The sequence below is a fragment of the Agrobacterium sp. 5Ca50 genome, assembly GCF_055381905.1.
Genome location: NZ_AP026439.1, coordinates 848827 through 873353 on the forward strand (window position 1 = coordinate 848827; position 24527 = coordinate 873353).

At 53.1% G+C, this 24527-nt stretch carries 19 protein-coding genes; 8 read left to right on the forward strand and 11 right to left on the reverse strand.

What is annotated here, in order from left to right; all coding sequences use genetic code 11:
- Nucleotides 1-6: 6 nt before the first annotated feature.
- From ACZ5FM_RS21400 to ACZ5FM_RS21410, 3 genes are all read right to left on the reverse strand, one after another.
- Entirely contained in the window at nucleotides 7-969 is a 963-nt protein-coding gene (locus ACZ5FM_RS21400) for an ABC transporter permease (protein WP_192489155.1), read from the reverse strand.
- The gene (locus ACZ5FM_RS21405; RefSeq protein WP_464040697.1) at nucleotides 966-2480 is read right to left on the reverse strand and encodes a sugar ABC transporter ATP-binding protein; all 1515 of its coding nucleotides are present in this window, start codon (nucleotides 2478-2480) and stop codon (nucleotides 966-968) included. Before ACZ5FM_RS21405 ends, ACZ5FM_RS21400 begins: the two co-directional genes overlap by 4 nt.
- A 143-nt stretch (nucleotides 2481-2623) precedes the next feature.
- A complete protein-coding gene (locus ACZ5FM_RS21410; protein WP_464040698.1) occupies nucleotides 2624-3514 on the reverse strand; it encodes a substrate-binding domain-containing protein in 891 nt (296 codons plus the stop codon).
- Nucleotides 3515-3818: 304 nt separating this feature from the next.
- Here ACZ5FM_RS21410 and ACZ5FM_RS21415 point away from each other — a divergent pair, with 304 nt between their 5' ends.
- Nucleotides 3819-3998 carry a hypothetical protein gene (locus tag ACZ5FM_RS21415; RefSeq protein ID WP_464040699.1) on the forward strand — a complete coding sequence of 60 codons (180 nt, stop codon included), beginning with the start codon at nucleotides 3819-3821 and terminating at the stop codon, nucleotides 3996-3998.
- 691 nt (nucleotides 3999-4689) lie between these two features.
- Here ACZ5FM_RS21415 and ACZ5FM_RS21420 read toward each other — a convergent pair.
- The 3 genes from ACZ5FM_RS21420 to ACZ5FM_RS21430 all read right to left on the reverse strand — a co-directional run bounded on the left by ACZ5FM_RS21420 (nucleotide 4690) and on the right by ACZ5FM_RS21430 (nucleotide 8818).
- Nucleotides 4690-5622 carry a rhizobiocin gene (locus tag ACZ5FM_RS21420; RefSeq protein ID WP_464040700.1) on the reverse strand — a complete coding sequence of 311 codons (933 nt, stop codon included), beginning with the start codon at nucleotides 5620-5622 and terminating at the stop codon, nucleotides 4690-4692.
- Nucleotides 5623-5784: 162 nt separating this feature from the next.
- The gene (locus tag ACZ5FM_RS21425) at nucleotides 5785-7131 is read right to left on the reverse strand and encodes an HlyD family type I secretion periplasmic adaptor subunit (protein WP_464040701.1); all 1347 of its coding nucleotides are present in this window, start codon (nucleotides 7129-7131) and stop codon (nucleotides 5785-5787) included.
- Complete coding sequence (locus ACZ5FM_RS21430) at nucleotides 7118-8818, reverse strand: type I secretion system permease/ATPase (protein WP_464040702.1); 1701 nt, start codon at nucleotides 8816-8818, stop codon at nucleotides 7118-7120. Before ACZ5FM_RS21430 ends, ACZ5FM_RS21425 begins: the two co-directional genes overlap by 14 nt.
- Nucleotides 8819-10423: 1605 nt before the next feature.
- On the opposite strand from ACZ5FM_RS21430, the gene ACZ5FM_RS21435 reads away from it, so the two are divergent.
- From ACZ5FM_RS21435 to ACZ5FM_RS21445, 3 genes are all read left to right on the forward strand, one after another.
- Nucleotides 10424-11797, forward strand: coding sequence for an ISNCY family transposase (locus ACZ5FM_RS21435; RefSeq protein WP_312951373.1), 1374 nt, complete (start codon nucleotides 10424-10426; stop codon nucleotides 11795-11797).
- Nucleotides 11798-12071: 274 nt separating this feature from the next.
- Entirely contained in the window at nucleotides 12072-13445 is a 1374-nt protein-coding gene (locus ACZ5FM_RS21440; protein ID WP_312951373.1) for an ISNCY family transposase, read from the forward strand.
- A gap of 629 nt (nucleotides 13446-14074) precedes the next feature.
- The gene (locus ACZ5FM_RS21445; RefSeq protein ID WP_464040703.1) at nucleotides 14075-14500 is read left to right on the forward strand and encodes a hypothetical protein; all 426 of its coding nucleotides are present in this window, start codon (nucleotides 14075-14077) and stop codon (nucleotides 14498-14500) included.
- A 121-nt stretch (nucleotides 14501-14621) separates the two neighbouring features.
- Here the strand turns inward: ACZ5FM_RS21445 and ACZ5FM_RS21450 are convergent, their stop codons facing one another.
- Complete coding sequence (locus ACZ5FM_RS21450; RefSeq protein ID WP_464040704.1) at nucleotides 14622-16562, reverse strand: DUF4139 domain-containing protein; 1941 nt, start codon at nucleotides 16560-16562, stop codon at nucleotides 14622-14624.
- 240 nt (nucleotides 16563-16802) lie between these two features.
- Here ACZ5FM_RS21450 and ACZ5FM_RS21455 point away from each other — a divergent pair, with 240 nt between their 5' ends.
- Together ACZ5FM_RS21455 and ACZ5FM_RS21460 are read left to right on the forward strand one after the other, a co-directional pair.
- Nucleotides 16803-17114, forward strand: a complete 312-nt coding sequence (locus ACZ5FM_RS21455; RefSeq protein WP_464040705.1) for a hypothetical protein — start codon at nucleotides 16803-16805, stop codon at nucleotides 17112-17114.
- Between the two features lie 260 nt (nucleotides 17115-17374).
- Entirely contained in the window at nucleotides 17375-18448 is a 1074-nt protein-coding gene (locus ACZ5FM_RS21460) for a cell wall hydrolase (RefSeq protein WP_464040706.1), read from the forward strand.
- Between the two features lie 88 nt (nucleotides 18449-18536).
- On the opposite strand, the gene ACZ5FM_RS21465 is transcribed toward ACZ5FM_RS21460, so the two are convergent.
- From ACZ5FM_RS21465 to ACZ5FM_RS21480, 4 genes are all read right to left on the reverse strand, one after another.
- A complete protein-coding gene (locus ACZ5FM_RS21465; RefSeq protein WP_464040707.1) occupies nucleotides 18537-19277 on the reverse strand; it encodes a GNAT family N-acetyltransferase in 741 nt (246 codons plus the stop codon).
- Nucleotides 19278-19401: 124 nt separating this feature from the next.
- Entirely contained in the window at nucleotides 19402-19875 is a 474-nt protein-coding gene (locus ACZ5FM_RS21470) for a nuclear transport factor 2 family protein (RefSeq protein ID WP_464040708.1), read from the reverse strand.
- A gap of 1 nt (nucleotide 19876) precedes the next feature.
- Nucleotides 19877-20494: a pyridoxamine 5'-phosphate oxidase family protein gene (locus ACZ5FM_RS21475; protein WP_464040709.1), complete on the reverse strand. Its 618-nt coding sequence runs from the start codon at nucleotides 20492-20494 to the stop codon at nucleotides 19877-19879.
- A gap of 119 nt (nucleotides 20495-20613) precedes the next feature.
- The gene (locus ACZ5FM_RS21480; RefSeq protein ID WP_259147388.1) at nucleotides 20614-21600 is read right to left on the reverse strand and encodes an MBL fold metallo-hydrolase; all 987 of its coding nucleotides are present in this window, start codon (nucleotides 21598-21600) and stop codon (nucleotides 20614-20616) included.
- 299 nt (nucleotides 21601-21899) lie between these two features.
- On the opposite strand from ACZ5FM_RS21480, the gene ACZ5FM_RS21485 reads away from it, so the two are divergent.
- Together ACZ5FM_RS21485 and ACZ5FM_RS21490 are read left to right on the forward strand one after the other, a co-directional pair.
- Nucleotides 21900-23801, forward strand: coding sequence for a PAS domain-containing sensor histidine kinase (locus ACZ5FM_RS21485; protein ID WP_259147033.1), 1902 nt, complete (start codon nucleotides 21900-21902; stop codon nucleotides 23799-23801).
- Nucleotides 23791-24411, forward strand: coding sequence for a response regulator transcription factor (locus ACZ5FM_RS21490; RefSeq protein ID WP_312951339.1), 621 nt, complete (start codon nucleotides 23791-23793; stop codon nucleotides 24409-24411). Before ACZ5FM_RS21485 ends, ACZ5FM_RS21490 begins: the two co-directional genes overlap by 11 nt.
- The last annotated feature ends 116 nt before the right edge of the window (nucleotides 24412-24527 follow it).

A 24527-nucleotide genomic window follows, 5' to 3' on the forward strand; every position in this document is an offset into this window, starting at 1 on the left:
GCGGGATTAGCGTTTTGCCTGCTTGGCGCGAACGTCGAGCCAGACAGCAATGAGGATGACCAGACCCTTGGCGATGAGCTGGTAGAAGTAAGGCACGGACAGCATGTTCATGCCGTTGTTCATCACACCGATGATCAAAGCACCAATCAGCGTGCCGACCATGGTTCCGACGCCGCCAGCAAGGCTGGTGCCGCCGAGAACCGCTGCAGCAATCGCATCGAGTTCAGCGCCTGTACCGGAGTTGGTCTGGGCTGATGACAAGCGGGACGACAGAAGAATGCCGGAGATCGCGGCCATGATGCCGGAGATCATGAAGATGGTGATCTTCATGCGATCAACTTTAATGCCGGAATAAAGCGCTGCTTCCTTGTTGCCGCCGATCAGATAAGCGCGGCGACCGAACGTCGTCTTGCTGAGCAGGATGTGGTTGAACAGGAAGAGTGCCACTACGATCCAGATAATGATCGGCAGACCGAGGAAACTGTCGGCGCCAATTGCCGTCCAGCTTTCATCCATGATCATTGCCGGCGCGCCATTGGTCGGCAGGCTGACGAGACCGCGATAGATGCCCATTGTCGCAACGGTTACAATGAAGGATGGCAGCAGCAGCTTGGCCGTCAGCGTGCCGTTGATCATGCCCATCATGGCACCTGCACATAGCGTCAGCAGAACGGCCGGGAAAAAACCGAAGCCGAAGGCAAAACACTGCGCGCCGACCATGCCGGCCACGGCAATGATCGAGCCAACAGACAGGTCGATTTCACCGAGCAGAATGACCCAGGTCATGCCAAAGGCCGCGATGGCGATAACTGCCACCTGCTGCAGGATGTTCATGAAGTTGGCAACCGACATGAACCGCTGATTATAAGAGGAAAAGACAACGCACAAAATGATGAGCGCGAGAAGAATGCCGCCATACTGCTTCATGATCTTCATAAAAGCGGCTGATACAGAATTGGTCTGGGTCATGATTGGTGCCCCGTCGCGAAGGTCATGATGGTTTCAGGATTAAGATCTGCGCCGCTGGCAGTTGCGATCATGCGGCCTTCGTTCATCACGACGACGCGATCGCTCATGCCCAGCACTTCCGGCAATTCCGATGAGATCAGCAGGATAGCTGTGCCCTCGGCCGCAAGCTGGCGAATGATCTTGTAGATTTCGAATTTGGCGCCGACATCGACGCCACGGGTTGGTTCGTCAAGGATCAGAACCTTAGGTTTGGTAAGCAACCACTTCGCGAGAACGATCTTCTGTTGGTTGCCACCGGAAAGAGAGCCCGCCGTTGTTTCCAGCGATGCGGTCTTGATGGAAAGGCGCGCCACTTCCGCATTGGCGGAACGGCGCTCTTCCTTCCGCCGCAGAAATCCGAACTTGCCCGCAAAGCTTTGCAGCGCGGCCATGCTGATGTTGGATTCCACACTCTGGCTGAGAACTAGGCCTTCTTCCTTGCGGTTTTCGGTCACGAAACCGATGCCATGTTCAATGGCCGAGACCGCCGAGTTGATCTTGACGGTTTCACCGTTCAGACGAACCGTGCCCGTCGACAGTTTCATGCCGAAAAGCGCGTTCATGACCTCTGAGCGTCCAGAACCAACCAGGCCAAAGAAACCGAGAATTTCACCGGGACGCACGTCGAAGCTGATGTTTTCGAATTCGTCCTCGCGTCCCAGGCCCTCTACCGACAACATCGGCGCAACCGATGCTTCCGGAGCAGGGGTTTCGCGCTGCGGATAAATCTCGTCCATCGTGCGGCCGACCATAAGTGCGATGAGCTCTTCAATGGTGGCCTCTTCACGCTGACGCGTTGTGATGTAACAGCCGTCACGGACAACGGTGATATCGTCGCTCAGCCGCATGATTTCTTCCATGCGGTGCGAAATATAGATGACGGCGACGCCCTGCGCCTTAAGTCGCTCGACGATGCCAAATAGAATTTCGGCTTCGCTGTCGCTCAAGGAGGAGGTGGGTTCGTCCAGCACCACCACACGGGCATCGATGCTAAGACCTTTGGCAATTTCGACCAACTGCCGCTGGGCAATCGAAAGGTCGCCGACCTTGTCCGATACGTCGATCGGCAAGCCAAGTTCCTTCACGATGGCGCGCGCTTTGGTCTCAAGTGCGCGGTCGTTGATGAAGCCGGCAAAGGACGGTTCGCGCGTTGCCAGAATATTTTCAGCCACGGTCAGGTTGTTGCACAGGCTCAGTTCCTGAAACACGATGGTCAGGCCCAAACGTGCCGCATCCTGCGGGTTGGCTGGTTGGTAAGGCTGGTTGTCCAGACGAAGGTCGCCGGAGCTTGGCTGGTAAACACCGGCCAAAATCTTCATCAGCGTTGATTTTCCTGCACCGTTTTCGCCCAGCAGTGTATGCACACGGCCACGCCTGACGTTGAGCCGCATATCCTTCAGCGCCGTAACGGTGCCGAATGTTTTGGTGACATTGCTGATCTGGAGAACAGTGTCCGTGCCGGCGTCTGCCATGCGGCGTCTCCTCAAACCTGTTGCGTCTTCTTTTTGTAATTTTATTCAACGGTCCCGCGCAAGGGAGATTGGGGGGAAGCGCGGGACCGTCGAATAGCGTGGCCAATTGCCCTGAAGACAAGGGCCAGCCAGCCTTGGGAGGCTTACTTCTTGGTGTAAACACCAGGTACGATTGGCTGGTCCGCAGGAACTTCCTCGCCAGCAATAACCTTGGCGGCTGTGTCAACAGCGGCCTTGCCCATCTGGTCAGGGAACTGCTGGATAACGCCAACCATCACCGGGTTGGAGTCAACTGCCTTGCGGGCCTCTTCCATACCGTCAAAGCCGATGACCTTGACCTGGCTTTCGAGGTTGGCAGCCTTTACAGCAACGGCAGCAGCGAGAGCTGCGTCATCACCGAAACCGAAGATGCCGTTGATGTCAGGGTTTGCCTGCAGCATGTTCTGTGCAGCAGCCAGGGCTTCAGCGCGCGTGATGCCGGTCTGGATCGAGACGATCTTCATATCAGGATGTTCAGCAATCGCCTTCTTGAAACCTTCAACGCGGTTCACAACCGACTGAACGGTCGGGTAGTCGATGATTGCGACGTTGCCCTTGTTGCCGAGTTCCTTCGCCATCAGTTCGCCAGCCTTCACACCACCGGTGTAGTTGTCGGTACCGATGTGCGAGGTAACTTTTGCGCCTTTGGCAGGAACGTCAACGGTGATGACCTTGATGCCAGCCTTTTCAGCCTTGTTGATAGCGGCGAGTACGCCCTGGCTATCAACCGGCGAAATAACGATGACGTCTACGCCCTTGACGATGAAGTCTTCAACGTCTGCAAGCTGCTTGCTGAGATCCTGGTTGGCAATGGACACTTCAAGCGAAATATTCTTTGCCTTGGCTTCATCCTTCATCGCGTTTGCGAGATCGATGTAGAAGGGGTGCTGCTGTGTGAGAAGCGAAGCACCAATACCTTCCGCATGTGCGGAAACGGCTGCAACAGACAGCATGCCAAGTGCGAAAACAGACTTCAAAATACGATTGCGGATCATTCTTTCCTCCCGAAACGTTTTCGGCGCGGGCCTGTTTTTGATTAGCGGTCGAAGTGGCAGACCCTCCCCGGTTTCGACCGCAGCGGCATCAAGACCATAAAAATTTACGCGCGTCAAATTTAAATTATGTGCGCGACAAATATTTGTGTGGGTGCGTGTGAAGGCGCTCGGCGGAAATTGTGCAGATCTTTTGAGAAGGCTGCGCCTATCGTCGCTTCAAATCGGATTTCAGGGAAAAATTCCTGTTTCGATGATGCCTCGCGTCCGCTGGCGGCAGACGATCAGGTTGGTTTTGAAGAAGGTAATGATATTTGACTTTGCCAATCTAGCACGTCTGCTGATTGATACCTTTCTGGAAGATAATGATCAGTCGCTAAGCTTCTCGATGAAACCAATGCAGAGAATCGAGGTAACGGAATTGCTGGTTGAGACGGCTGGCGACAAGAGTTTTTGTGGGCAGCATTATGCCAAATCGCGATATTAGGTTGCGGAAAGCCCCGTTTGGGGCCGTTAGGTTCGTTTCCGGCAAACAATACGTTTGCGGTATGTTGTAGTCGCGATGGTTGTTGAGTGAAATATTCAATAGGTTAAGCCGGTTAAGCCGGTTAAGCCGATTAAGCCACTAGCCAAGCGCAGTCTACTCAGCCTTAGTGTGTGGTCGGGTACTAAATCTTGATCCCCACTCTGCGTATAGGGGGTACTCCGTTGGCTGGCCGCCGAATGCGGTGCTTGTGTTTTTGAAATCTTCTTTAAAATGCATTGTTAGGGAGCGGTGCATTCTAGGCTATTGGCCTAGCGGCGTCTGCCGGCCCCGACTATCCGAATCGGCGGTTTCGGATTACCGAAAAAGCGTGCTATAGTGTCCCTAAAGTTTTCTTATAACGGCGGCAATTAAGAAGCCTATTAGAACTCAAGGCTTTCCAAGAAACGCTAAGGCGTCTGCCGCTCACCAGTAACTCGTGCGTTCATGGCGATATACGCTATGCAATGTAGGCAGCTATTTGATATTTTTGCGAATTATCGTGATTTTTTCGCGGCAATTAGGAAATGTTCCCGCATTAAGCTTCGAAGAAGCGGTCATGAAATGCAATCGCGATCATGCTTATCGAATATAGCGACTGAATATAAGAAAAGATGACGTCCTTGCGCTGCAAGGACGTCATCCCGTTGTATTGTTAAGCGAACAACCAGCTGCTTGGAGCAGAGGTGATCAGCACGTCTTCAAGCACGATCTTCTCACCAAAGTGCTCGCCAGCCTTATTGTAGCTGATTACGGTGCTGCCCTCGGACTCACCGAATGACCAATCGCTCGCGCTAGTACCCTTGAGCTGCAGTTTATCTGCGTTGACGTCAAAACCAACAATGACGTCTGCGGACAACAGCTTTTTGCCCGTATCGCCAAGGTTGAAGACAAATGTATCAGCGCCGCCACTGGCGCTCATCAAGTCTTTACCCTTGCCGCCGATAACAGTTGAGGATTTCAACGACACTGCACTAAGGTCGATCGTATCGTTGCCGTCGCCGGCATCAATATACACAGTGGTGTTGGAACCGTCGGTGATGCCGTTACCGCCGTTGGATGCGCCAGCTTTTGTAATGCCGCCAATATCCTTAAGGCTCTGTCCTTGGGTGATGACGATGTAATCGTCTCCCTTACCAGTTTTAATGACGGTTTCGTTGACCCATCCGCCATCATTAGACAAAAGCGAGAGGTGTACGTGATCGTTGCCATCACCTGTCACCACATTCGCGCGCTTGACGTTTAGGACTTCGACAGTCGAGTTGCCTGTTCCGCCGAGAATAATGTCAGCGTGAACAAAGTCCTTGACCGAAATTGTCTGTGCAGTGTTCGACTCTACGAGCACGTTCTTGACCGAATTCCAAGCGCCGGAAACGTCGAAGCTGAAGCCATTCAAAGAAGTATCAAATCCAACGTCGACATTTCCGCCGCCCTGCACGGCAACAGTCGAATCTGGAAATGCCTGTCCCAGTGTGGTCGTGTTGGCCGCTGTTTCGTTGGTAAGAAGATTGTTTACTGCAGCTGCTGACTCAGTCAAATCCTTGACGGTGGATGCGCCGCCGTTACCGAATTTTACGGTAAATGCCATGTTGTTTCTCCCTGGTTAATCACTAAAATTACACTTGATCATAATTAGTGCGGTTATAATTACTAATGGGTAACTTATTATACGCCAAATTGAGGCGACGCAACTGAAAACGAAGTGTATCTTAAAAGATCATGTGTTTTACTGACCCAGAATGATTCATTTTTATTCTTCGCGGAACGCTTTTGAGAACCTGTCGGATAGGGGTTTAGTAAAATATGAGGCAACGTTCCTGTCCGCTATCTTTATGAAGACTTCGGCTGGCATGCCCGGATAAAGCCCTTTTCCACTGAGTGCTGCCGCGTTAGCTGCATCTATCCGCAGCTTTACTGCATAGTAAGGCTCATTTGTGCGGCCATCTACCTGTAGATCGGGTCCCACAAACACGACTTTACCTGGCATGTCAGGCGTGACGCTCAGATTAAACGCTGTAAACCTAATATCCGCACTTTGATCAATATGTATTTGGTCAATGTCTTTCGGAGTGAGCCGGACTTCAATCTCAAAGTCCTGCCGATCCGGGACAACGCGCATCAACACTGCTCCGGGTTGGACGACTGCTCCTATATTGTTGATCGTGATCTGGTGTACCCGCCCCTGAACAGGCGAAGAAATTTCGAGGCGCTTAAATTGGTCGAGTGCTGCCGCTCTCCGCTCTTCGTATTCAACAATGCTTGCCTCGGTAGCGGTCAAATTTTCCGCCACTTGTGTTGAGTGATCTCTTTCGAGCTGGAGTATCTGCAGGTCAATTTCACTTGCTTTACCTTCAATCTGGGCCTTCTGTGCAGCCAGCTGCCCAAGTTGCCCTCCAAGGTCGGCTTTCTGCCTCTTCAAGAGGTTGAAGCGCTGAAGGGTGATGATGCGTTTTTGAAAAAGAGCGGCGCTTCGTTCGGCCTCTTCGGTAATCAACTCGGCCTGCTCTTGCACTGCGGCAAGCTGAGATGCGAGCCCTTTAGCTTCGTCTGATAATTGCTGCTTTCGCATCTCAAGCTGACGGCGAGATCCTTCGCGTGCATTTGCTCCGCTTTCGAGGATGCCAGTCTCACTTGCAATGATCATTTCCCGCGCCGCAGGGTCAATAAATGCAAACAGACCTTCGGAAACAGTCAGTATGCTTTTTTTGTTTATTTCGGCGATGAGTCGAGCCCGGCGAGCATACAATCTCGCTAGCGCGCTTTCCACAATCGATAGATTTGCCTTTGCGACAGTTGGATCAAGACGGAGCAAAATGTCGCCAGCCGCCACCTCGTTTCCTTCTTTAACGAGAATCTCGCTGACGATACCTCCCGCCAAGTGCTGGATGTCCTTGGCGTTACCTTCAATCACGACGCGGCCCGGTGCGATGACAGCACTTGAAAGTTCCGTCGTGGCAGCCCACCCACCGATTCCTATAACGAGCGAAACGGACAGAGCAGCTACGATAACGAAGTGCCTTCTAAGCGAGCGCTGCAGAGAAGTGTCGTTGTTATCTTGTACTGCTTTTGATTGATCACGCGTTTCAATCTGTAGCATTGGCAATCTCCTTTGGAGCGGGACCGCCGTTTATTGGACGCACATTGGATGCAGCTGGGCGCAGAAACTGATCGCGGTGACCAAAGTTCTGAACTCGACCAAAGGCCATGACCATGACCTTGTTCACATTTTCCAGTGCACTCGGCCGATGGGCGATGATCATGACGATACCTTTGCGAGCTCGGACGGATGCGATTGCTTCGCTCAGAGCAAGATCCCCATCCCTGTCGAGATTGGAGTTAGGTTCGTCAAGAAGCACAACAAAGGGATCGCCATACAGGGCACGAGCAAGCGCAACCCGCTGCATCTGCCCCATGGACAAAGCTTCGCCTCCATCACCAATTCGCGTGTCGTAGCCTTGAGGCAAGGTGACAATCAACTCGTGGACACCCGCCGCGCGTGCGGCAGAAACGACTGAGGTGGAATCTGCACTTGGGTCAAACCGGGCGATATTCTGGCTGATCGTTCCTGGAAAGAGCTCAATCGATTGGGGTAAGTAGCCGATACTTTTTCCAATGTCTCGCGGGCGCCACTGATCAATGCTGGCTCCGTCAAATCGAACTGTGCCATGCAGAGGCCGCCAGATCCCAACAATCATGCGCGCAAGCGTCGATTTGCCGGACCCGCTGGGCCCAATAATCCCAAGAGCATCCCCCGCTTCTAGTGAAAACGAGACATCAGAAACAGTCACTCGTCCACTGGGTGGGCCTCCAGTTACGTTTTCGAGTGACAATTCATGTTGGGGAGTTGGCAGGGTCGTCTCCACCTTGGAACTCGGAGCATTCTTTAGAAAGGACTGCAGCCGTGCCCAGCCATGCCGCGCCGAGGTGAAGCTGCGCCAGTTCGTTATCCCGAGCTCAACGGGTGCGAGCGCCTTGGCAGACAAAATTGATCCAGCGATGATACTGCCAGCCGAAGCTTCCCCCATCACGACGAGATAGGCGCCGACTGCCATTACACCTGATTGTAAGACCATGCGAATAGTGCGGGATGAAGCGGCAAATCCACCGATTATGTCAGAGGCGTGACTGGTTTCACTTCGCAATGCACTTTGACGTTCACGCCATATCGCAGACATTGCGTCGATCATGCCCATGGCCTTCGCGGCTTCAGCACTTCGCAAACTGCTACTCACGAAAGCGTTCCGCTGCCCCCTCAAATTGTAGGCATTCTCGTTAAGTCGCGCCGTTGACCATTCAGTCAATGCCGCCAAAATAACGAGGATTACGGCGCCGATCAAAACCGTCAACCCTATCAGTGGGTGGAGTAGAAAACAGATGAAGAGGTATACCGGAAGCCAAGGAAAATCGAAGAATGCACTTAGTCCTTGCCCCGACAGAAATGTCCGTATGTTGTCTAGGTCCGTAATTGGTTGTGTTGGATCGCCGCGCGATGATTGAACAAGTGGCGATTGGACGACGGATTCGTATACCCGCGAACTGAGCCGTTCCTCCATGAGATTTGCCGTGCGCGTCATGATCCTCCCGCGCACAATGTCGAAGAGTGCTTGAAAGGCAAATAAGGTAAGAGCGAGCAAGCATAGTGCCAAAAGTGAAGGTATGCTTTTGCTCGGCAGGACGCGATCATACACTTCCAGCATGAACAATGATCCTGTCAGGTTCAGGATATTAATTGCTCCGCTAGCAACTCCAACTGCAATCAGAGATTTTGATGTTCTCCAGATCATACATGTCCCCAAAACGCAGTACTGTTAGTCTTTGTGCTCCATGTAGAGCAAAATAACACCTTCCGCCATGATAATTATAATACTTCGTTAAAATGCGCATATATATTGTATTGAAGTGACACCAGCGCCCGTGATTCCAGTATTTTAAGAGAAACGCGTATTGTCATACGCTTTCAGCCGCGGCAATCATCTAAAATATTTTGGTCATTCGAGATTATGGAGTTTATTCGCGCGGGTTCGCACCGCTCGCAGAAATTTTGTAGTTGGAGATTCGATCTCTATTTTCCGTTAGTTGGCAGGAGTTTTGGTGTGATGCGAATGGCTTCGCTTTCATTGTTTTCGTGGTCATTGTTCAACCAATCGAAAACGCCTAACTCACGCTCCGCTGTCTTGTAAGCCGGGCGGGATGTTGAGCAAACCTGAGAGGTCTCACTTGTACGACTAAGGAGGCCATGTGCAGTTGAACTGATAGATAACGGCTTCGCTTTAGACACAGCGCGAATGTTGACTGCCCAGAACCAATCCGCGGATGTCGATGCCCTAGAGAAAGTTGACAGGCATTCTAACCGGCTTCGCGGAATAACCATCCAGCGTCTCGAATTCGTCGCAGAGTTCAGCTACATTTCTGGCCCCATTGAAAAGGGAAAGCATGTCCTCTGTTCTTTTCATGAATTTTTTCTCGCCTGGAAACTAGCCGGGTTTACAGGGATGTCCGGAACGCTGCTGGCAAAGCTTTATGAAATATCAACGGAGTTGTAGTTGCCACGAGTTGTAAGCAGGCTCGCTCGTGCGGATTACGGAAGATTCAATGCCATCAATAATATGTAAATGCGGTACGCGCCTTCGATTTGGCGAAATTCCAAGTCCCATAGAGTGGCTAGCGATATCAGATAGGAACTATGATAGGTTCAAAGATATGGATCCATGCTGAGGAGCTTTACGATGAGTTCAATCACATACTCAAGTGTCCAAGCTGCAGACGCCTTTGGAAATATTGGAACGGATTTAGCGATCCGACGTGTTATGCGCCCGGAAGTGAGTGAGCACTGCCAAAGCACTGACACCATTATCTAACAATTGTCTTATCCGCGCCGTTGGAGAAGAAAAATGACACTATTTGAATGTGGAAAAACCAATTGTCCGCAGATTCAAGAACCTATATTTTCGGACATCCTTAATTAAAGGTGACTGTTCGACAATTGAACTTGTCGAAGGCGTTTACGTGCTTTGTTTTATTGCTGCTAGGCATTGCGGCGGAAGCATTACGCACATCGTAACGAAAGAGGAATTTGAGTATGTAAGAGGAAAACTCGGAGGATGGACTTGGTGAAAAAATACGAGCAGTTATGCGCTGGGTTGGGCGGAAGTTACGAATCTGCTCAAGGGTCGCCGGGAGGTGGCAAAAGTCGAGGGGCCGAGAAAGCTGGTTTAGGCCATACTTGGTTCCGTTTTTACACTAGATGAAGCCGATTGCGGCTTGATAGATAAGTTCCATAATCAAGGTTATGCGATTTATGCATTGTAGCCGCAAAGTTAAAGTGTCCTGTTTCTGCAAAGTTGGAATGTCACACTCCCCGGGTCTGATTGACACCTGGGAGATTGCAGATGGGACTGATTACGATGAGCGAGCGCGATTTGCGGCGGATCGAGGTTTTGTCGAAAGTCATCGCCGGTCGAATGACGATGGTATCAGCGGCACATGTACTTGCCCTGAGTGAGCGTCAGGTTCGCCGGCTGCTTGATCGGATCCGAACTGGTGGTGCGGCGTCGATCCGGCACAAGGCCATTGGTCGACCGTCGAACAACCGGATCAATGATGGTATTCGCGACTACGCTGTGGCGCTCGTTCGGGAGAGTTATGCGGATTTCGGACCGACCCTGGCGACCGAGAAGCTTGCCGAGCGTGATGGCCTGCAGGTTTCGCGTGAGACGGTTCGCCACTGGATGGTCGATGCTGGACTTTGGTTGTCGCGCAAGCAGCGGCGGAGGTTTCACCAGCCGCGACTTCGACGTGAGGCCTATGGCGAGCTGGTGCAGATTGATGGTTCTGAGCACCGTTGGTTTGAGGATCGCGGGCCAGCGTGTTCGTTGCTGGTGTTCGTCGACGACGCGACCGGCAGGTTGATGCAGCTGCGTTTTGTGCGTTCCGAGAGCGCCTTCACCTACTTCGAGGCGCTGGCGCTTTATCTCAAGCGTCACGGTGCGCCGATTGCTTTCTATTCCGACAAGCATTCGGTGTTCCGGGTGGCAAAGAAGGACGCCAAAGGTGGCCAGGGAATGACCCAGTTCGGGCGGGCGCTGTGTGAGTTAAATATCGAGATTCTCTGTGCAAATTCCAGCCAGGCGAAAGGCCGTGTGGAACGGATGAACCGGACATTGCAGGATCGGCTGGTCAAGGAGTTGCGATTGGCTGGCATCGACACGATGGACGCCGGTAATGCATTTTTGCCTGACTTCATGGACGATTATAACGCACGATTTGCGGTCGTCCCTGCCCGATCTGATGACCTGCACCGACCGGTTAATCTCGCACCGGATCGCTTATCCGATATCCTTTGCAAGCGTGAACAGCGTTATGTTGGATCACAGCTGACATTCTCCTATGAACGCAAACGCATCATGCTTGAGGAGACTGACGTCACGCGCGGCCTTGTTGGCAAATATGTTGAGACCTATGCCTATACGGATGGTCGACTGGACGTGCGCTGGAAAGGGTATTCCCTGCCCTACACGGTGTTCGACAAGGATCAACGCGTGACGCATGCGGCGATCACCGAGAACAAGCGGCTTGGAGATATTCTGGCCTATATCAAAGAACGCCAGGACGAGCGCCCCGCGCCTGAGGTCAAGAGCAGCAGCGATAAAAATGGCTACATCAAACGCGCTCGTGGACCCGGTCGTCGGAAAGACTTCACGAACGATCCGGCCGTCATTGCACGGCGACGGAAAGCGTTGTCGCAGCAGCAAGCGGCGGAGTGAAGAGTTCTAGAGCTCAGCCGAAAGGGTGTTTCATCACCCGCCCCCGCCCTCTCCTTGCAATCGGAGAGCTGGTTCGGTCGGGGGCTGATCTGCGGTGTCAGTGTGGCATGTCTGAACGGCTGAGACGCCTCAATTGGACATTTCTACTTTGCACAGCGGCGGACATTTCAACTCCTCTGCCACAATGCATGTAGCCGCAAAGTTAAAGTGTCCTGTTTCTGCAAAGTTGGAATGTCACACTCCCCGGGTCTGATTGACACCTGGGAGATTGCAGATGGGACTGATTACGATGAGCGAGCGCGATTTGCGGCGGATCGAGGTTTTGTCGAAAGTCATCGCCGGTCGAATGACGATGGTATCAGCGGCACATGTACTTGCCCTGAGTGAGCGTCAGGTTCGCCGGCTGCTTGATCGGATCCGAACTGGTGGTGCGGCGTCGATCCGGCACAAGGCCATTGGTCGACCGTCGAACAACCGGATCAATGATGGTATTCGCGACTACGCTGTGGCGCTCGTTCGGGAGAGTTATGCGGATTTCGGACCGACCCTGGCGACCGAGAAGCTTGCCGAGCGTGATGGCCTGCAGGTTTCGCGTGAGACGGTTCGCCACTGGATGGTCGATGCTGGACTTTGGTTGTCGCGCAAGCAGCGGCGGAGGTTTCACCAGCCGCGACTTCGACGTGAGGCCTATGGCGAGCTGGTGCAGATTGATGGTTCTGAGCACCGTTGGTTTGAGGATCGCGGGCCAGCGTGTTCGTTGCTGGTGTTCGTCGACGACGCGACCGGCAGGTTGATGCAGCTGCGTTTTGTGCGTTCCGAGAGCGCCTTCACCTACTTCGAGGCGCTGGCGCTTTATCTCAAGCGTCACGGTGCGCCGATTGCTTTCTATTCCGACAAGCATTCGGTGTTCCGGGTGGCAAAGAAGGACGCCAAAGGTGGCCAGGGAATGACCCAGTTCGGGCGGGCGCTGTGTGAGTTAAATATCGAGATTCTCTGTGCAAATTCCAGCCAGGCGAAAGGCCGTGTGGAACGGATGAACCGGACATTGCAGGATCGGCTGGTCAAGGAGTTGCGATTGGCTGGCATCGACACGATGGACGCCGGTAATGCATTTTTGCCTGACTTCATGGACGATTATAACGCACGATTTGCGGTCGTCCCTGCCCGATCTGATGACCTGCACCGACCGGTTAATCTCGCACCGGATCGCTTATCCGATATCCTTTGCAAGCGTGAACAGCGTTATGTTGGATCACAGCTGACATTCTCCTATGAACGCAAACGCATCATGCTTGAGGAGACTGACGTCACGCGCGGCCTTGTTGGCAAATATGTTGAGACCTATGCCTATACGGATGGTCGACTGGACGTGCGCTGGAAAGGGTATTCCCTGCCCTACACGGTGTTCGACAAGGATCAACGCGTGACGCATGCGGCGATCACCGAGAACAAGCGGCTTGGAGATATTCTGGCCTATATCAAAGAACGCCAGGACGAGCGCCCCGCGCCTGAGGTCAAGAGCAGCAGCGATAAAAATGGCTACATCAAACGCGCTCGTGGACCCGGTCGTCGGAAAGACTTCACGAACGATCCGGCCGTCATTGCACGGCGACGGAAAGCGTTGTCGCAGCAGCAAGCGGCGGAGTGAAGAGTTCTAGAGCTCAGCCGAAAGGGTGTTTCATCACCCGCCCCCGCCCTCTCCTTGCAATCGGAGAGCTGGTTCGGTCGGGGGCTGATCTGCGGTGTCAGTGTGGCATGTCTGAACGGCTGAGACGCCTCAATTGGACATTTCTACTTTGCACAGCGGCGGACATTTCAACTCCTCTGCCACAATGCATATAGCCGGGGTACATTCTATTTCCAAGTGCGACATGCAATAAAGAACAGCAGGTACGCCATGATCCAATGCAGCGCCCGGCTGATCAATCCGTAACGGTGGCTTGAATCCAGCCAGATGTTTTCAGTCTTGAGGCGTGCTGTTTCGTTTATGCATTTTGTTCTTCTTAAGTTTGTAAGGCGGCTTGCTAGTATCGGAGAGACGAAACCTGTCATGCTCCAATCAATAAGAACGTCAGTTACACTCAACGTCCGAAGCCCAAAGAAGACTAACGAGAAACGAGTTTAAAGCGCGCCTTATTCGTTGATGTCGCACGACTGTCTTGTCGTCTCCGCCAGATCGCGATCAAGAGAGCTTACGGCGGTCATCACCAAGCTGCGCAGCCTCTCGGAGGTCGCTGATCGATATTAGGCCGTGGGCCGTGTATTGAAAATTGCCTCGTGAATATCGACATTCAGGATAACCTGGAGGTCGAAATGTTCTACGTTATCGTTGCGATTTGCGCACTGGTCACAACATTCTTTGTCTGTCGTTATTACGCCGCCAAGACCGTCGTTGCCGAAAAGGATATCGAGGAGGTCATCGCAAGCAAATTTGCCTCGAGTGGCAAAGCTATTGAACTTGCAAAAATCCGTGAGGAAAACGCTGTGATGCGAAATCTGTTACTGGACCTTTTGGAGAACGAAGCGGTGGTCCCGATGCATCACTCCTCCGTATCGAAGGATGATCTTATCAGAATGAAAACGGCCAAGATTCAGAGATATCGTGAGATATTGGCCGAAAGCCACCATGTCCTGCAACGTCGGGAAGCCAGCCATGTTTTGGCGGGCTCCAGTTCGACCGGCGTCGACAGGCGCGGGGCCTGAGGTTCAAATAGCCGAGGTGTGCCGAACGCCCTTGTCGGCACTCACTTGCTCTCTGGTCCAGTTAGTCAGGCATGCATATGAAGCGCTTGCGCCGCATCCTCTCACTTTGCGGTAAATCGCTTCAGAATGTCCTGATAATGTCACCAACTTTCGCGGTGAAATCTTCCAGCACCTTGCGTTGTTCTACCCGTTGACCCTCGATTGCGGTCAGTTTGTCCTCCAGCACGTTGAGCTGCTTGTCGAAGCGGTTTTTCGTATCGCCATCGCCGACGGCCTGCAGATTCTCACGCACCCTCGCCTGTTCCTCTGACGTGCGGCTATAATCCTCATCAAGCACCTGCAGCTTCAATTGCGCGTCATTCTGGCTGCGGCGAGCATCGGCAAGTTCGATCAGTTTGGCCTTCGTCTCGTCATCTGCGGCAGCCTCCTGCCAAGCAACCAGCCTAAAGGCGTCAGCATCAATCAGTGAGACTGTCTCGTCATTGACCAACTCATAGCGGGTTTCGACCGTCTTTTTTTCGCCGGCCTTCAGGCTGGTTTTGATGCGGTAGTCACTGGCTGTCGCTTCGTCCTGTCCCTCAGCGCTAAACGTCCAGCCGCTGCGTTTTGGAACCTCGACCACGACTATGCGCTCACCGTCTTGCGCACCTGTTATGTCGTAGGTCGCTACCTCAACAGTCGAGGACTTAGTCTGGATCATGCCATCGACAACTTTCAGGCTGACAATGTTCTGGCTTGTTTTCACCGCAGTACCGATATTGACCTTCTGGTCCACGGCAAAGCTGACCGATTGCTTCTGGTCGCGTGGGAGGCCATTGATTTGGGCGTCCCCAACATAACCGACACTGTCGTCATAAACCGTCATGATGCCGGGCGGCAGGCTGATGCCGGCATTGTTTTCAATCAGTGCCGCTGCCACCGGATGTTCACCGGCCATGCTGGCCCGGTAAAGCGAAACCATTTCTGCCTTCACGCCCTGATCAAGGATCGGCACAGAGATCGTGTCGCCATTCTTGATGTCATAGCTGCCTTGCAGCGCGAAAGTTGATGTTACATCCTGCTCGGCAGCACTGGCCTCTTGGCCGCTTGCCATGGCAAACGGTGCCGGCGCTTCAGCAGCCATTGCCTCTGCCATAGGGGCGGATGCCAGAAAATCTGCACCGCCCATGCTGTTTCTCGCCACCATGGGTTTTGCCATCGACCCCGCTGGCAGGCCAGCTGCGACAGTATCAACTGGCACCTCTATGCGCTCATGCATGAAGTGCCGATGGAGCGCCTGTTTGAGAGTGACCGGCTTGCCGGACGACAGCGTGACGCCAACACTGTTCCAGTCCTCTCCGGAGGCATTTTCAAACACCGCCCACGCCTGTAGGCGCACCTCACCTTCCTTGCTGGTGACAAGGCGATAAGATGTCTTCCAGATGGGCGCTGGCACGACATAGGAGATATCAACCTCCCTTTGGGCTGCGCCATCCAGTTTCAGGGTCACGGTTCGCGCGCCATCCGTGTTGCCCTTGGCAATCACATCCATTGCGGTCTTGAGTTTGTCTTTGACGGCAGCATCGAGAATTTCAACCTTGGTGCCGGGTATCGCCGCCATGGCGATTTCGCCGTCATCGGTCATCAGTGATAGTTGCCAGCTCTTTGCCGTCTTTTCATTTTCACTAGCCGTGACACCAAGAACAACGCCCTGTTTGTCGCCGGCCCTCACCCGCGTTCCCTTGATGGCATCCAGTAGCTTCGGCATGGAGGAGAGATCGGATGCCTTGAACGGCAATGTGCGGAAGGTTTCTTCTAGTGGGTTCGGGCCAGCCAGCGACAGGTTCTTGACCCTGCCCTCCTTGTCCCGAACCACAAGGCTTTTGAGAACATCATCGATCTGGTCGAGCGGCACCTCAATGGTGATCTCAGAATCCTGCCCCACCTCAGCGGACCGGACAATTTCCGCCAGTCCCCCGGACGACAGCGTCACTGACTTGACGGGTCCATTGACGGCAGCAAAGGCTGTGGTTGAAACAAGTGCGAAAAAGACGACTGGAAGAATGCGTTTGGTGGCGATCATAAAAACTCCCCGACTGTGATTATGGCAAAAAGCCACGCAGCTCCCAGCTGCATTCATCCCATATGATTGTAGGTTTTGGCGCAATTTGAGGCAAATAAAACCGCAAGCAGCTGTCATCGACCTGTTTTGATAACATAGCATTGGTGCTCCTGCGCAAAGAGAGCTGCAGCGGTACAACCGGTGGAACAAATCGGTCGAAATTGCCGTTCTGTTTGGTGATAATTCCTTTGGAGACATCAGATGAAACTGAAGCTTGTTTTAAGCGTGGTATTGGGTGTTGGCCTTTCGGCAGCAGCGGCTCAGGCGCACAACAACTGGCATCTCTACGGCGCTGTTCCGGTGGCGGGTGATCCAGTGCTTGAAGCCGCCTATCGCGCCGCTCTCGACCACTGCAGCTATGAGGGATATTACAGACATCAACGGGTTGGTTTTTACGGTGGAGACTACGGTTCTGCCGAGATACGCCGGTGCATGTCGCGCAAGGGCTTCATTCTGCAAGATGGCCAGCCCCACGCCTACCCCGCAAGTAAGGCATCCTACCACGTGAGGTAAAAAACCACGTAGTTTGTGGTTTTGCATCTTCAGGCGTGTCACACTTCTCCGAAACGTATGCCACGTTTGGGCAGCAATAGTGTGGTTGCGACAGTGTCGTTCCGCTCATTTATAGACTCATCAAATAGTTGCAGCATGATGACGCGGTTCGATCTCCATAAGTCGGGCGAACTTCTTAAGGGAATGGAATTTCAGATATTTTTGCGTTTCTGGTAGGGCATTGATAAAGTTTTAGCTTTTAGGTATGTTATTCCTACCACGTGTATATTCTGAAATTTTTGGGCGGCACGATGATAAAGTTACAGACGGCTGTTGCCAGGGCAGCTTTATGCCTTTCGACAGCAATGCTGCTTTCTGCATGCACGAGCGCACAGACCGTTTCTGTGGACACCAGTCACCAGTCGACCAAGCTGCCCGTTGAGGGTCAAAAAACGGTTTACAGCTATACGAACAAAGATCGTGAATGTTTGAAGCGCGCGATGTACTTCGAGTCGAAACGGTCAAGCGAGAACGGGTTCCTTGCTGTCGGTAGCGTCATTATGAACCGGCTCACATCCGGCATCTATCCTGAGAGCATCTGTGGCGTTGTCAGCCAGAAGAATCAATTTGCACCTGGTGTGATGACACGCAAAATGGATGAGTCCACCGCACCCAGCCTCAACATTGCTGCAGATGCTGTTCTTAAGGGCGCCCGCCATCCTGACGTGAAGAATGCCATGTTCTTCCATACCGAGGGGTACACTTTCCCCTATAACAACATGCATTACGTTGCTGCAGCAGGCGGTAATGTATTCTACGAGAAGCGAGACGAAGACGGCAATCTGCAAACCGTAGCGCCCAAGCCTGCCAACAGCTACATACTTGCCTACTCGTCCAATGATCCAGAGCAGAACCCTGCCCTATCTTCATCGATCATTGCAGAAGCGTCAGCTGCAGCCACGACAGGGACACAAGTGGCGAGCGCGTCGGTGACACCGACCCAGACACAGGCAGTGACACCACTGGAAAACAATGCTTCTGCTGATGCTGATGCTGATGCTGTGCAGGTCGCTTCTGCATCACCGAATCCAGCGGCGGCGCCGGTCATTACCGAAGAAATTATACGTTCAGGCATAGAAGAGACTTTTGCGACCGATCACGCAGTGCCGCAGAATTCCTCCTATAATTCTGGTGGACTTCGTCAGGTCAGCCTTCAGAGCGGAGCACGCGTTCCATTGCCGGCAGCACGCCCGGATGCGCAGAACCGGCCAGTTGCGGGAAGCGCAGCGGCAAATGGTTCACCACGCCTTAGTCAGGCAAATTGGGCTTTACGCACAAGCAACAGCTGGCAATAGACTCACACCGTCTTCTATCGTGGCTTGAATGTGTCTTCGTCGTTGTGCTTCAAGACTGACGTGTTCTGTCAGGACGGTCAGTTCTGAACTACAGCTTGAAATTCTTACGATCGTATGCGTGTCGAAATCCAATTTTTCTCAGGTTTTCATAGGAAATGTTGGGTCTGCCAATTGATGGCGCCTCTGTTTCAACCACGAATGTAGACACGCCATTCGCGATACCCTCGTTAATGCGAGCCGCGATGAGCGCCTTTTGAGCGCCGCGATTTCGAAACTCAGGCACTGTCGTACCTCCTCCCAACCATGCATATGAACCTGACACATAGATGGCGCCGGTGCCGACAGGCGTTTCACCGTCCAGGGCAAAAAAACACAACCATCCTTCTTTCCCGACGATGGCCGACCAAAAGGCCGACAGAGTCGGTGGAAAGCTGAACCCGCTACACATCATTGATCCGAACTGCGGAGCTTCGGCGGCGCGCACCGTTCGGGTGCTGACACGAACTGGCATATCGATGCTGTGTAATGACGCGTCTAGGGTAAGCTTCGACCAGCCGGGACCATGTTCATGAAGTCCCTTTGTGCTCACCCAGCTTCTCACATCATCCGCAACGGCTTCAAGGTTCAATTGCAGATACCTGTTGCCGGCCCTGCCCTGCATCCAGTCATATGCCTTATCCAGATCATTGACCGTACCCAAGCCGAGAATACGATTGAGACCTATTGCAGGGGCATTTGGCAGAGAGATTGCGCATCCGCCGTTGATGGTGATGCAGTCAAAAACTTCCCTGGCACGGAAACTGTTCGGTGAGAGCTTGTGCAGGCTCAAGAAGGCCGCGGCCTCGATAGCCTCTTCAGCCGTTGGGACAAAGCTTTTTGAAGACTGAAAATTCAAGACAGGCTCCTTAAGCCGTAACGATTGGGGTCATATGAGCGTTAGCAGGGTACTTCGATTAAAAGCCAAGTTCACTGAGACTGGGATGGTCATCGGGTCTTCGGCCGAGTGGCCAGTGAAAGCTGCGGTTCTGGATGCTGATCGGCAGGTCATTGATGCTGGCGTAGCGTTTTCGCATCAAGCCACGATCATCGAACTCCCAGTTCTCATTGCCGAATGATTGGAACCAGTTGCCACTGTCGTCATGCCACTCGTAAGCAAATCTAACTGCGATCCGATTATTGTCGAAAGCCCAGAGTTCCTTGATCAATCTGTAATCAAACTCTCTCCGCCACTTCGTCGCTAAAAACGTCTGTATTGCATCCCGGCCAGTCACAAACTCGGCACGGTTCCGCCACCGGCAGTCAACGGTATAAGCCAGTGAGACCCTGACAGGGACTCTGCTGTTCCAAGCGTCTTCAGCCAACCTGACTTTCTGGGCCGCACTTTCTGATGTAAACGGAGGATTAGGTGGTCGTTCAGCGTCGCTCATCTCAAAGGTCCTCCAGACGTGCCCGCAAGGCGGCGTTCTCCGCTTCCAGTTGCTGCAGTCGGTCGCGAAGTGGAGCGATTGCTTGTCCGACCTCGTGCTCGGTGTAGCGCGGGGTGATGTGCTGCGGGCAGTTCCAATCAAAGGCCTCAAGTCGCAGCTTGAAGATACGCTCTGCCCTACCCCTGTAATCCGGATCGGACACAAGTTTTGTGAGTTGCTGGTCCGCATCCAGTTCCACTTGCTCCACATAGGCATAGATTTTGAGCCGGGCTCTCCGGACATAATCCATTAGAAACAGGCAGGTGCGATCATTGGCTGCAAAATTGCCAGCACTGATGTACTGGCGATTTCCGCGATAGTCTGCGAATGCCATGGTCTGCTGGTCGACGACCTTTAGGAAACCGGCTTTGCCTCCTCGATGCTGAACATATGGCCAGCCCGTTTCGGAGACGGATGCCATATAGAAGCTGTCTCGTGTCGCGATGAAAGCGATTTCGGCGTCTGTCAGGATATCTGAAGGGCGGTCATGAGACCCCAGCCAGATCTGATCCGCGCCCATGTCAGCCTGAACTGCCCTGACACTCGGTGTCACGGCAACCTCAAGGAAATGATATGGCATGCCTGATCTCCCTGTTCGGCCAGGCACGTATCGATTTAGAACGATGCGTGCCTGGATATGTCTTTCGGCAACGCCTCTCGTTACGTACTTTCTGTCCTCCGAGGCTCCGAAAACAAAGATTACTCCTGCAAGGCCCAGTCCGCCACCTGCCAACGCATCTCCCCACGATCAGCCACGACGCGACCGAGACCGGGAAAAGGCATGTGGGTTGCGGCGATAAGCGCACCCTCCGATGCCACAAGCGGAAAGAAACGATCGCGCATGGCTTTTGCTGCGACACGGTCCTGCTCAAACAGGAAGAACACATCGGTAGCGGCGGGATGTACAACCGGGAAAATCATGTCCGAAACCATGATCAGGCTCTTGCCGCCATCTTCGATCCGCACGCCGATGTGGCCCGGCGTGTGGCCGGTCAGGTCAACAATCGAAACGCCCGGTGTGATCTCGCGCTCTCCATCTATTGCCTGGAGTTTCGGATAAAGCCGCACCACCTCTTCTGCCATGTTGAAACTTGGCTGCAGAAAATCAGGAGCACCGTTTTTCTTCGCTGGGTCGGTCCAGTGGGTAACGTCGCGACGATCTATAAAGAGTTCGGCGTCAGGGTAGTTGTTCTTGCCTGCCAGTACCAACCCGCCCATATGATCCTGGTGCATATGTGTCACGATGATTGCGTCGATCTGATCGGGTCGAAGACCATAGTTGGCGAGCGCTTGTGGCAGTTTTCCTGTCTGGCCGATAGAGCCCGCCGCACCGGCGTCAATCAGGATGCGGCGCTCACCATCTTCGACGAGATACTGATTGAAGAGGAACCGTACCCCACTTGGTCTGGCGGTAAATTGTGCGCTTGCCGCTTTCTCGACATCCGGGGCTGACCGTCCCGGGAAGTAGTCATAGGGCATATCGGCATATCCATCCGTCAGCGCCGTGACAGTGAAGCGACCGATCCGTATCTGTGCTGTTGGGGTTATGGCAGCAGGAGGTTTGTCGGCTGCCTGCGTCGCGGCTTGGACAGACGAAACACTAACCAGCCCCCCGCCGAGAAGACTTCCTCCAACGAGGCCAAGAGGCAAGGCACTGGCAAATGCACGGCGTGAAAGTTGAGGCATGGCGTCTTCCTTCATATCGATTGATGATGTCGTGGCGTCGCCGAATGTGCCGGTATATTGGCTGCGATCGGTAAACGGGTTTTCGCCCAAGCCGTCATTGTTCGGCTCCAGGTTCAACCATCCTGTTTTATGAATATGTCGGTTCAAGCCCGCCCTCAATTGCGATCTAGGTCGCAGCAAACTAGACCAAGGCAGTGCGAAAATAGACCATCGTCTATCAATCTCGCCTAACACGGTGGCGAGAAACAGCGTAACCTGAGATGGGGCGTTTACGCTCAGCGAAATGGTAGGGGACCAAGTTGGACAAGCATAAGGACACCGATGCGATCATCGACCTTATCCCTGCAATGGCGTGGTCGACGACGTATGACGGCATGCTCGATTTTGCTAATCAGCATTTTCTCGAATATGTCGGTTTGCCGCTTGCAGACATTGCTGGTGAAAATTTTTACCGGCTATTCCACCCCGATGACACAACTCGGCTTGCTTCCGAGTGGCGCGCTATCATGATCTCCAAAATAGGGAGGGAAGTCGAAGGCAGGTTGAGGCGTGCCGACGGCGAATATCGCTGGTGTTCGCTTCGGCAAAAACCCCGGTTCGATTCTGACGGAGATGTCATCAAATGGTACGGTGTCGTTCTCGATATAGAAGATCGGAAACAGGCTGAAGACTCTCTCAGAGAGACCAAATCTGCGCTTGCTGCAAGTGAAGAGAACCTGAGGCTTATCATCAATTCGCTTCCAGTCCTTGTCTGGTCCGCACGCCCAGATGGAAGTGCGGATTTCGTGAACCAGAATTGGCTTGATTATGCCGGATTACCAGCCGCCGAAATTCTCGAATGGGGCTTTCTGGACCTCTATCATCCCGACGATATTCCAGAGATGGTGGAAATCTGGAAACGAGACCTCGAACATTCAGATCATACCCGACTGAAAGGTCGCATTCGTGGGGCAGATGGAACCTATCGCTGGTTTTATTTCGCGGGACGAAAGCTGATAGATGCAAACGGTGTCGTGCGCTGGTTTGGTGTCAATATCGACATTGAAAACCTGCAATGCGCCGAAGATGCCCTTCGAGAAAGCGAAGCGGCGCTTAGGGAAAGTGAACATAAGCTCAGCCTCATCATCAACACCATTCCTGCCATGGCCTGGTCCTGTACGCCGGATGGCCGACTTGAATACTGGAACCAGAATCTGATCGATTTTGTGGGCCTGCCATTCGAAGAGATTGTCGGATTCGGTTTCTACCGCATGTTTCATCCCGATGATGTCGAACGGATGCGTGAGAGTTGGGAAGAGGTTGTCACGACGAAAAAACCCAAACCTGTTGACGCCCGGATCAGAAGATTCGACGGCCAATACAGGTGGTTTAATCTGCGACAAAGCCCACTTCTGGATACTCACGGCAACGTCGTTCGCTGGTATGGCATCGTTGTCGACATTGAAGACCGCAAACGTGCAGAGGACTCACTTCGTCAGAGCCAAAGTCAACTCGCACATGTTACGAGAGTGACGACGATCGGAGAGCTTGCCGTATCGATTGCTCATGAGATCAATCAGCCGCTCATGGCAATTGTAACCAATGCAGGCACCTGTCTCAGATGGCTTCAGGAGGGACACACCGATCTTGAACAAGCGCGATTGGCCGCCGGACGGATCGTTCATGACGGTCATCGTGCCGGCGAAATCGTAACAAGCATTCGCTCCATGGCGCAGAAGACGCCAGCACAAATACAACGCACGGATTTCAGCCTCGCGCTAAGGGATGTTTTGGATCTCTTACACGGCGAATTGCGGTCGCGTGGCTTGGGCGTCATTGTAGAACTGCCGGCTGAACCTATTGAGGTTCTCGGCGATCGTACTCAACTTCAGCAGGTCCTGGTAAATTTGATCATGAACGGCGCTGAGGCGACATCACGACGTCCGGAAGCTGTTATCAAAATCAGTTGTAACGTGGGCCAGATCGGTGACGTTGAGGTCAGTGTTTCCGATTTCGGCAATGGCATACCTACTGACGAACTCGATAGAATATTCGAGCCGTTTTATACGACAAAATCTGATGGGATTGGGATGGGCCTCTCCATCTGTCGCTCAATAGTTGAAGCGCATGGAGGACGTATCTGGGCAACCGCTAACGATCCGTGTGGAAGCACGTTCACCTTCACGCTCTCTCATTTTAAGGAAACACCCGTTGATCGATGAACGGAAGAACCGGCAACCCACCGTCATCGTCATTGATGACGATCAAAGCGTACGCGAAGCGCTGAAAGGGCTGTTCGAATCCGTGGGGCTTGCTGCCGAAACGCATGGTTCTGTCACGGAGTTCATGGCGGCAGATGATCCTGAAAAAGCCGGTTGTATCGTTCTCGACATCCGGCTTCCCGGGCAAAGCGGCCTGGAATTTCAGGAAGCGTTGGCGAAGAGCAACCTTCCGCGGTCGATCGTGCTGATTAGCGCCCATGTTGATGTGCCCATGGCAGTGCGGGCCATGAAAGCTGGCGCCATAGACGTTCTCAGTAAGCCGGTTCGAGAACAGGATCTTTTGGAGGCGGTAAACCGTGCGATCGCCAACGATGCTGCGCGCCGCGACGAAAGAAAAGCAAAAGCTTTGACCCATTCAAGATATATGACGCTGACGGAACGTGAGCGCCAGATCATGACATTTGTCATTGCCGGTAAGCTGAATAAGCAGATCGCGGCAGAGCTGGAACTGGCCGAGCCTACGGTGAAACTTCACCGAGGGCACATGATGCGGAAGATGAAAGCGACATCGGTGGCGCAACTTGTCAAAATTGCCGATGGGCTTGTATAGGCCTAATAGAAGGCTGTTATGGGCTCCGGTGAAATCTAGCTTGTAGCGGAAAGTATAGGGTTCGACCACGGCGCCGCAGCGCCGATAATCGGTCGTTCATGGTCGCAAACTCGTGC

Bases quoted from the DNA above. Each gene is read 5' to 3' on its own strand.
- ACZ5FM_RS21415 (WP_464040699.1), top strand. From the start codon at position 3,819: ATGATATTTGACTTTGCCAATCTAGCACGTCTGCTGATTGATACCTTT.
- ACZ5FM_RS21400 (WP_192489155.1), bottom strand. From the start codon at position 969: ATGACCCAGACCAATTCTGTATCAGCCGCTTTTATGAAGATCATGAAG.
- ACZ5FM_RS21425 (WP_464040701.1), bottom strand. From the start codon at position 7,131: ATGCTACAGATTGAAACGCGTGATCAATCAAAAGCAGTACAAGATAAC.
- ACZ5FM_RS21475 (WP_464040709.1), bottom strand. From the start codon at position 20,494: ATGCCATATCATTTCCTTGAGGTTGCCGTGACACCGAGTGTCAGGGCA.
- ACZ5FM_RS21435 (WP_312951373.1), top strand. From the start codon at position 10,424: ATGGGACTGATTACGATGAGCGAGCGCGATTTGCGGCGGATCGAGGTT.
- ACZ5FM_RS21405 (WP_464040697.1), bottom strand. From the start codon at position 2,480: ATGGCAGACGCCGGCACGGACACTGTTCTCCAGATCAGCAATGTCACC.
- ACZ5FM_RS21420 (WP_464040700.1), bottom strand. From the start codon at position 5,622: ATGGCATTTACCGTAAAATTCGGTAACGGCGGCGCATCCACCGTCAAG.
- ACZ5FM_RS21410 (WP_464040698.1), bottom strand. From the start codon at position 3,514: ATGATCCGCAATCGTATTTTGAAGTCTGTTTTCGCACTTGGCATGCTG.
- ACZ5FM_RS21480 (WP_259147388.1), bottom strand. From the start codon at position 21,600: ATGCCTCAACTTTCACGCCGTGCATTTGCCAGTGCCTTGCCTCTTGGC.
- ACZ5FM_RS21430 (WP_464040702.1), bottom strand. From the start codon at position 8,818: ATGATCTGGAGAACATCAAAATCTCTGATTGCAGTTGGAGTTGCTAGC.
- ACZ5FM_RS21455 (WP_464040705.1), top strand. From the start codon at position 16,803: ATGAAACTGAAGCTTGTTTTAAGCGTGGTATTGGGTGTTGGCCTTTCG.
- ACZ5FM_RS21450 (WP_464040704.1), bottom strand. From the start codon at position 16,562: ATGATCGCCACCAAACGCATTCTTCCAGTCGTCTTTTTCGCACTTGTT.
- ACZ5FM_RS21440 (WP_312951373.1), top strand. From the start codon at position 12,072: ATGGGACTGATTACGATGAGCGAGCGCGATTTGCGGCGGATCGAGGTT.
- ACZ5FM_RS21470 (WP_464040708.1), bottom strand. From the start codon at position 19,875: ATGAGCGACGCTGAACGACCACCTAATCCTCCGTTTACATCAGAAAGT.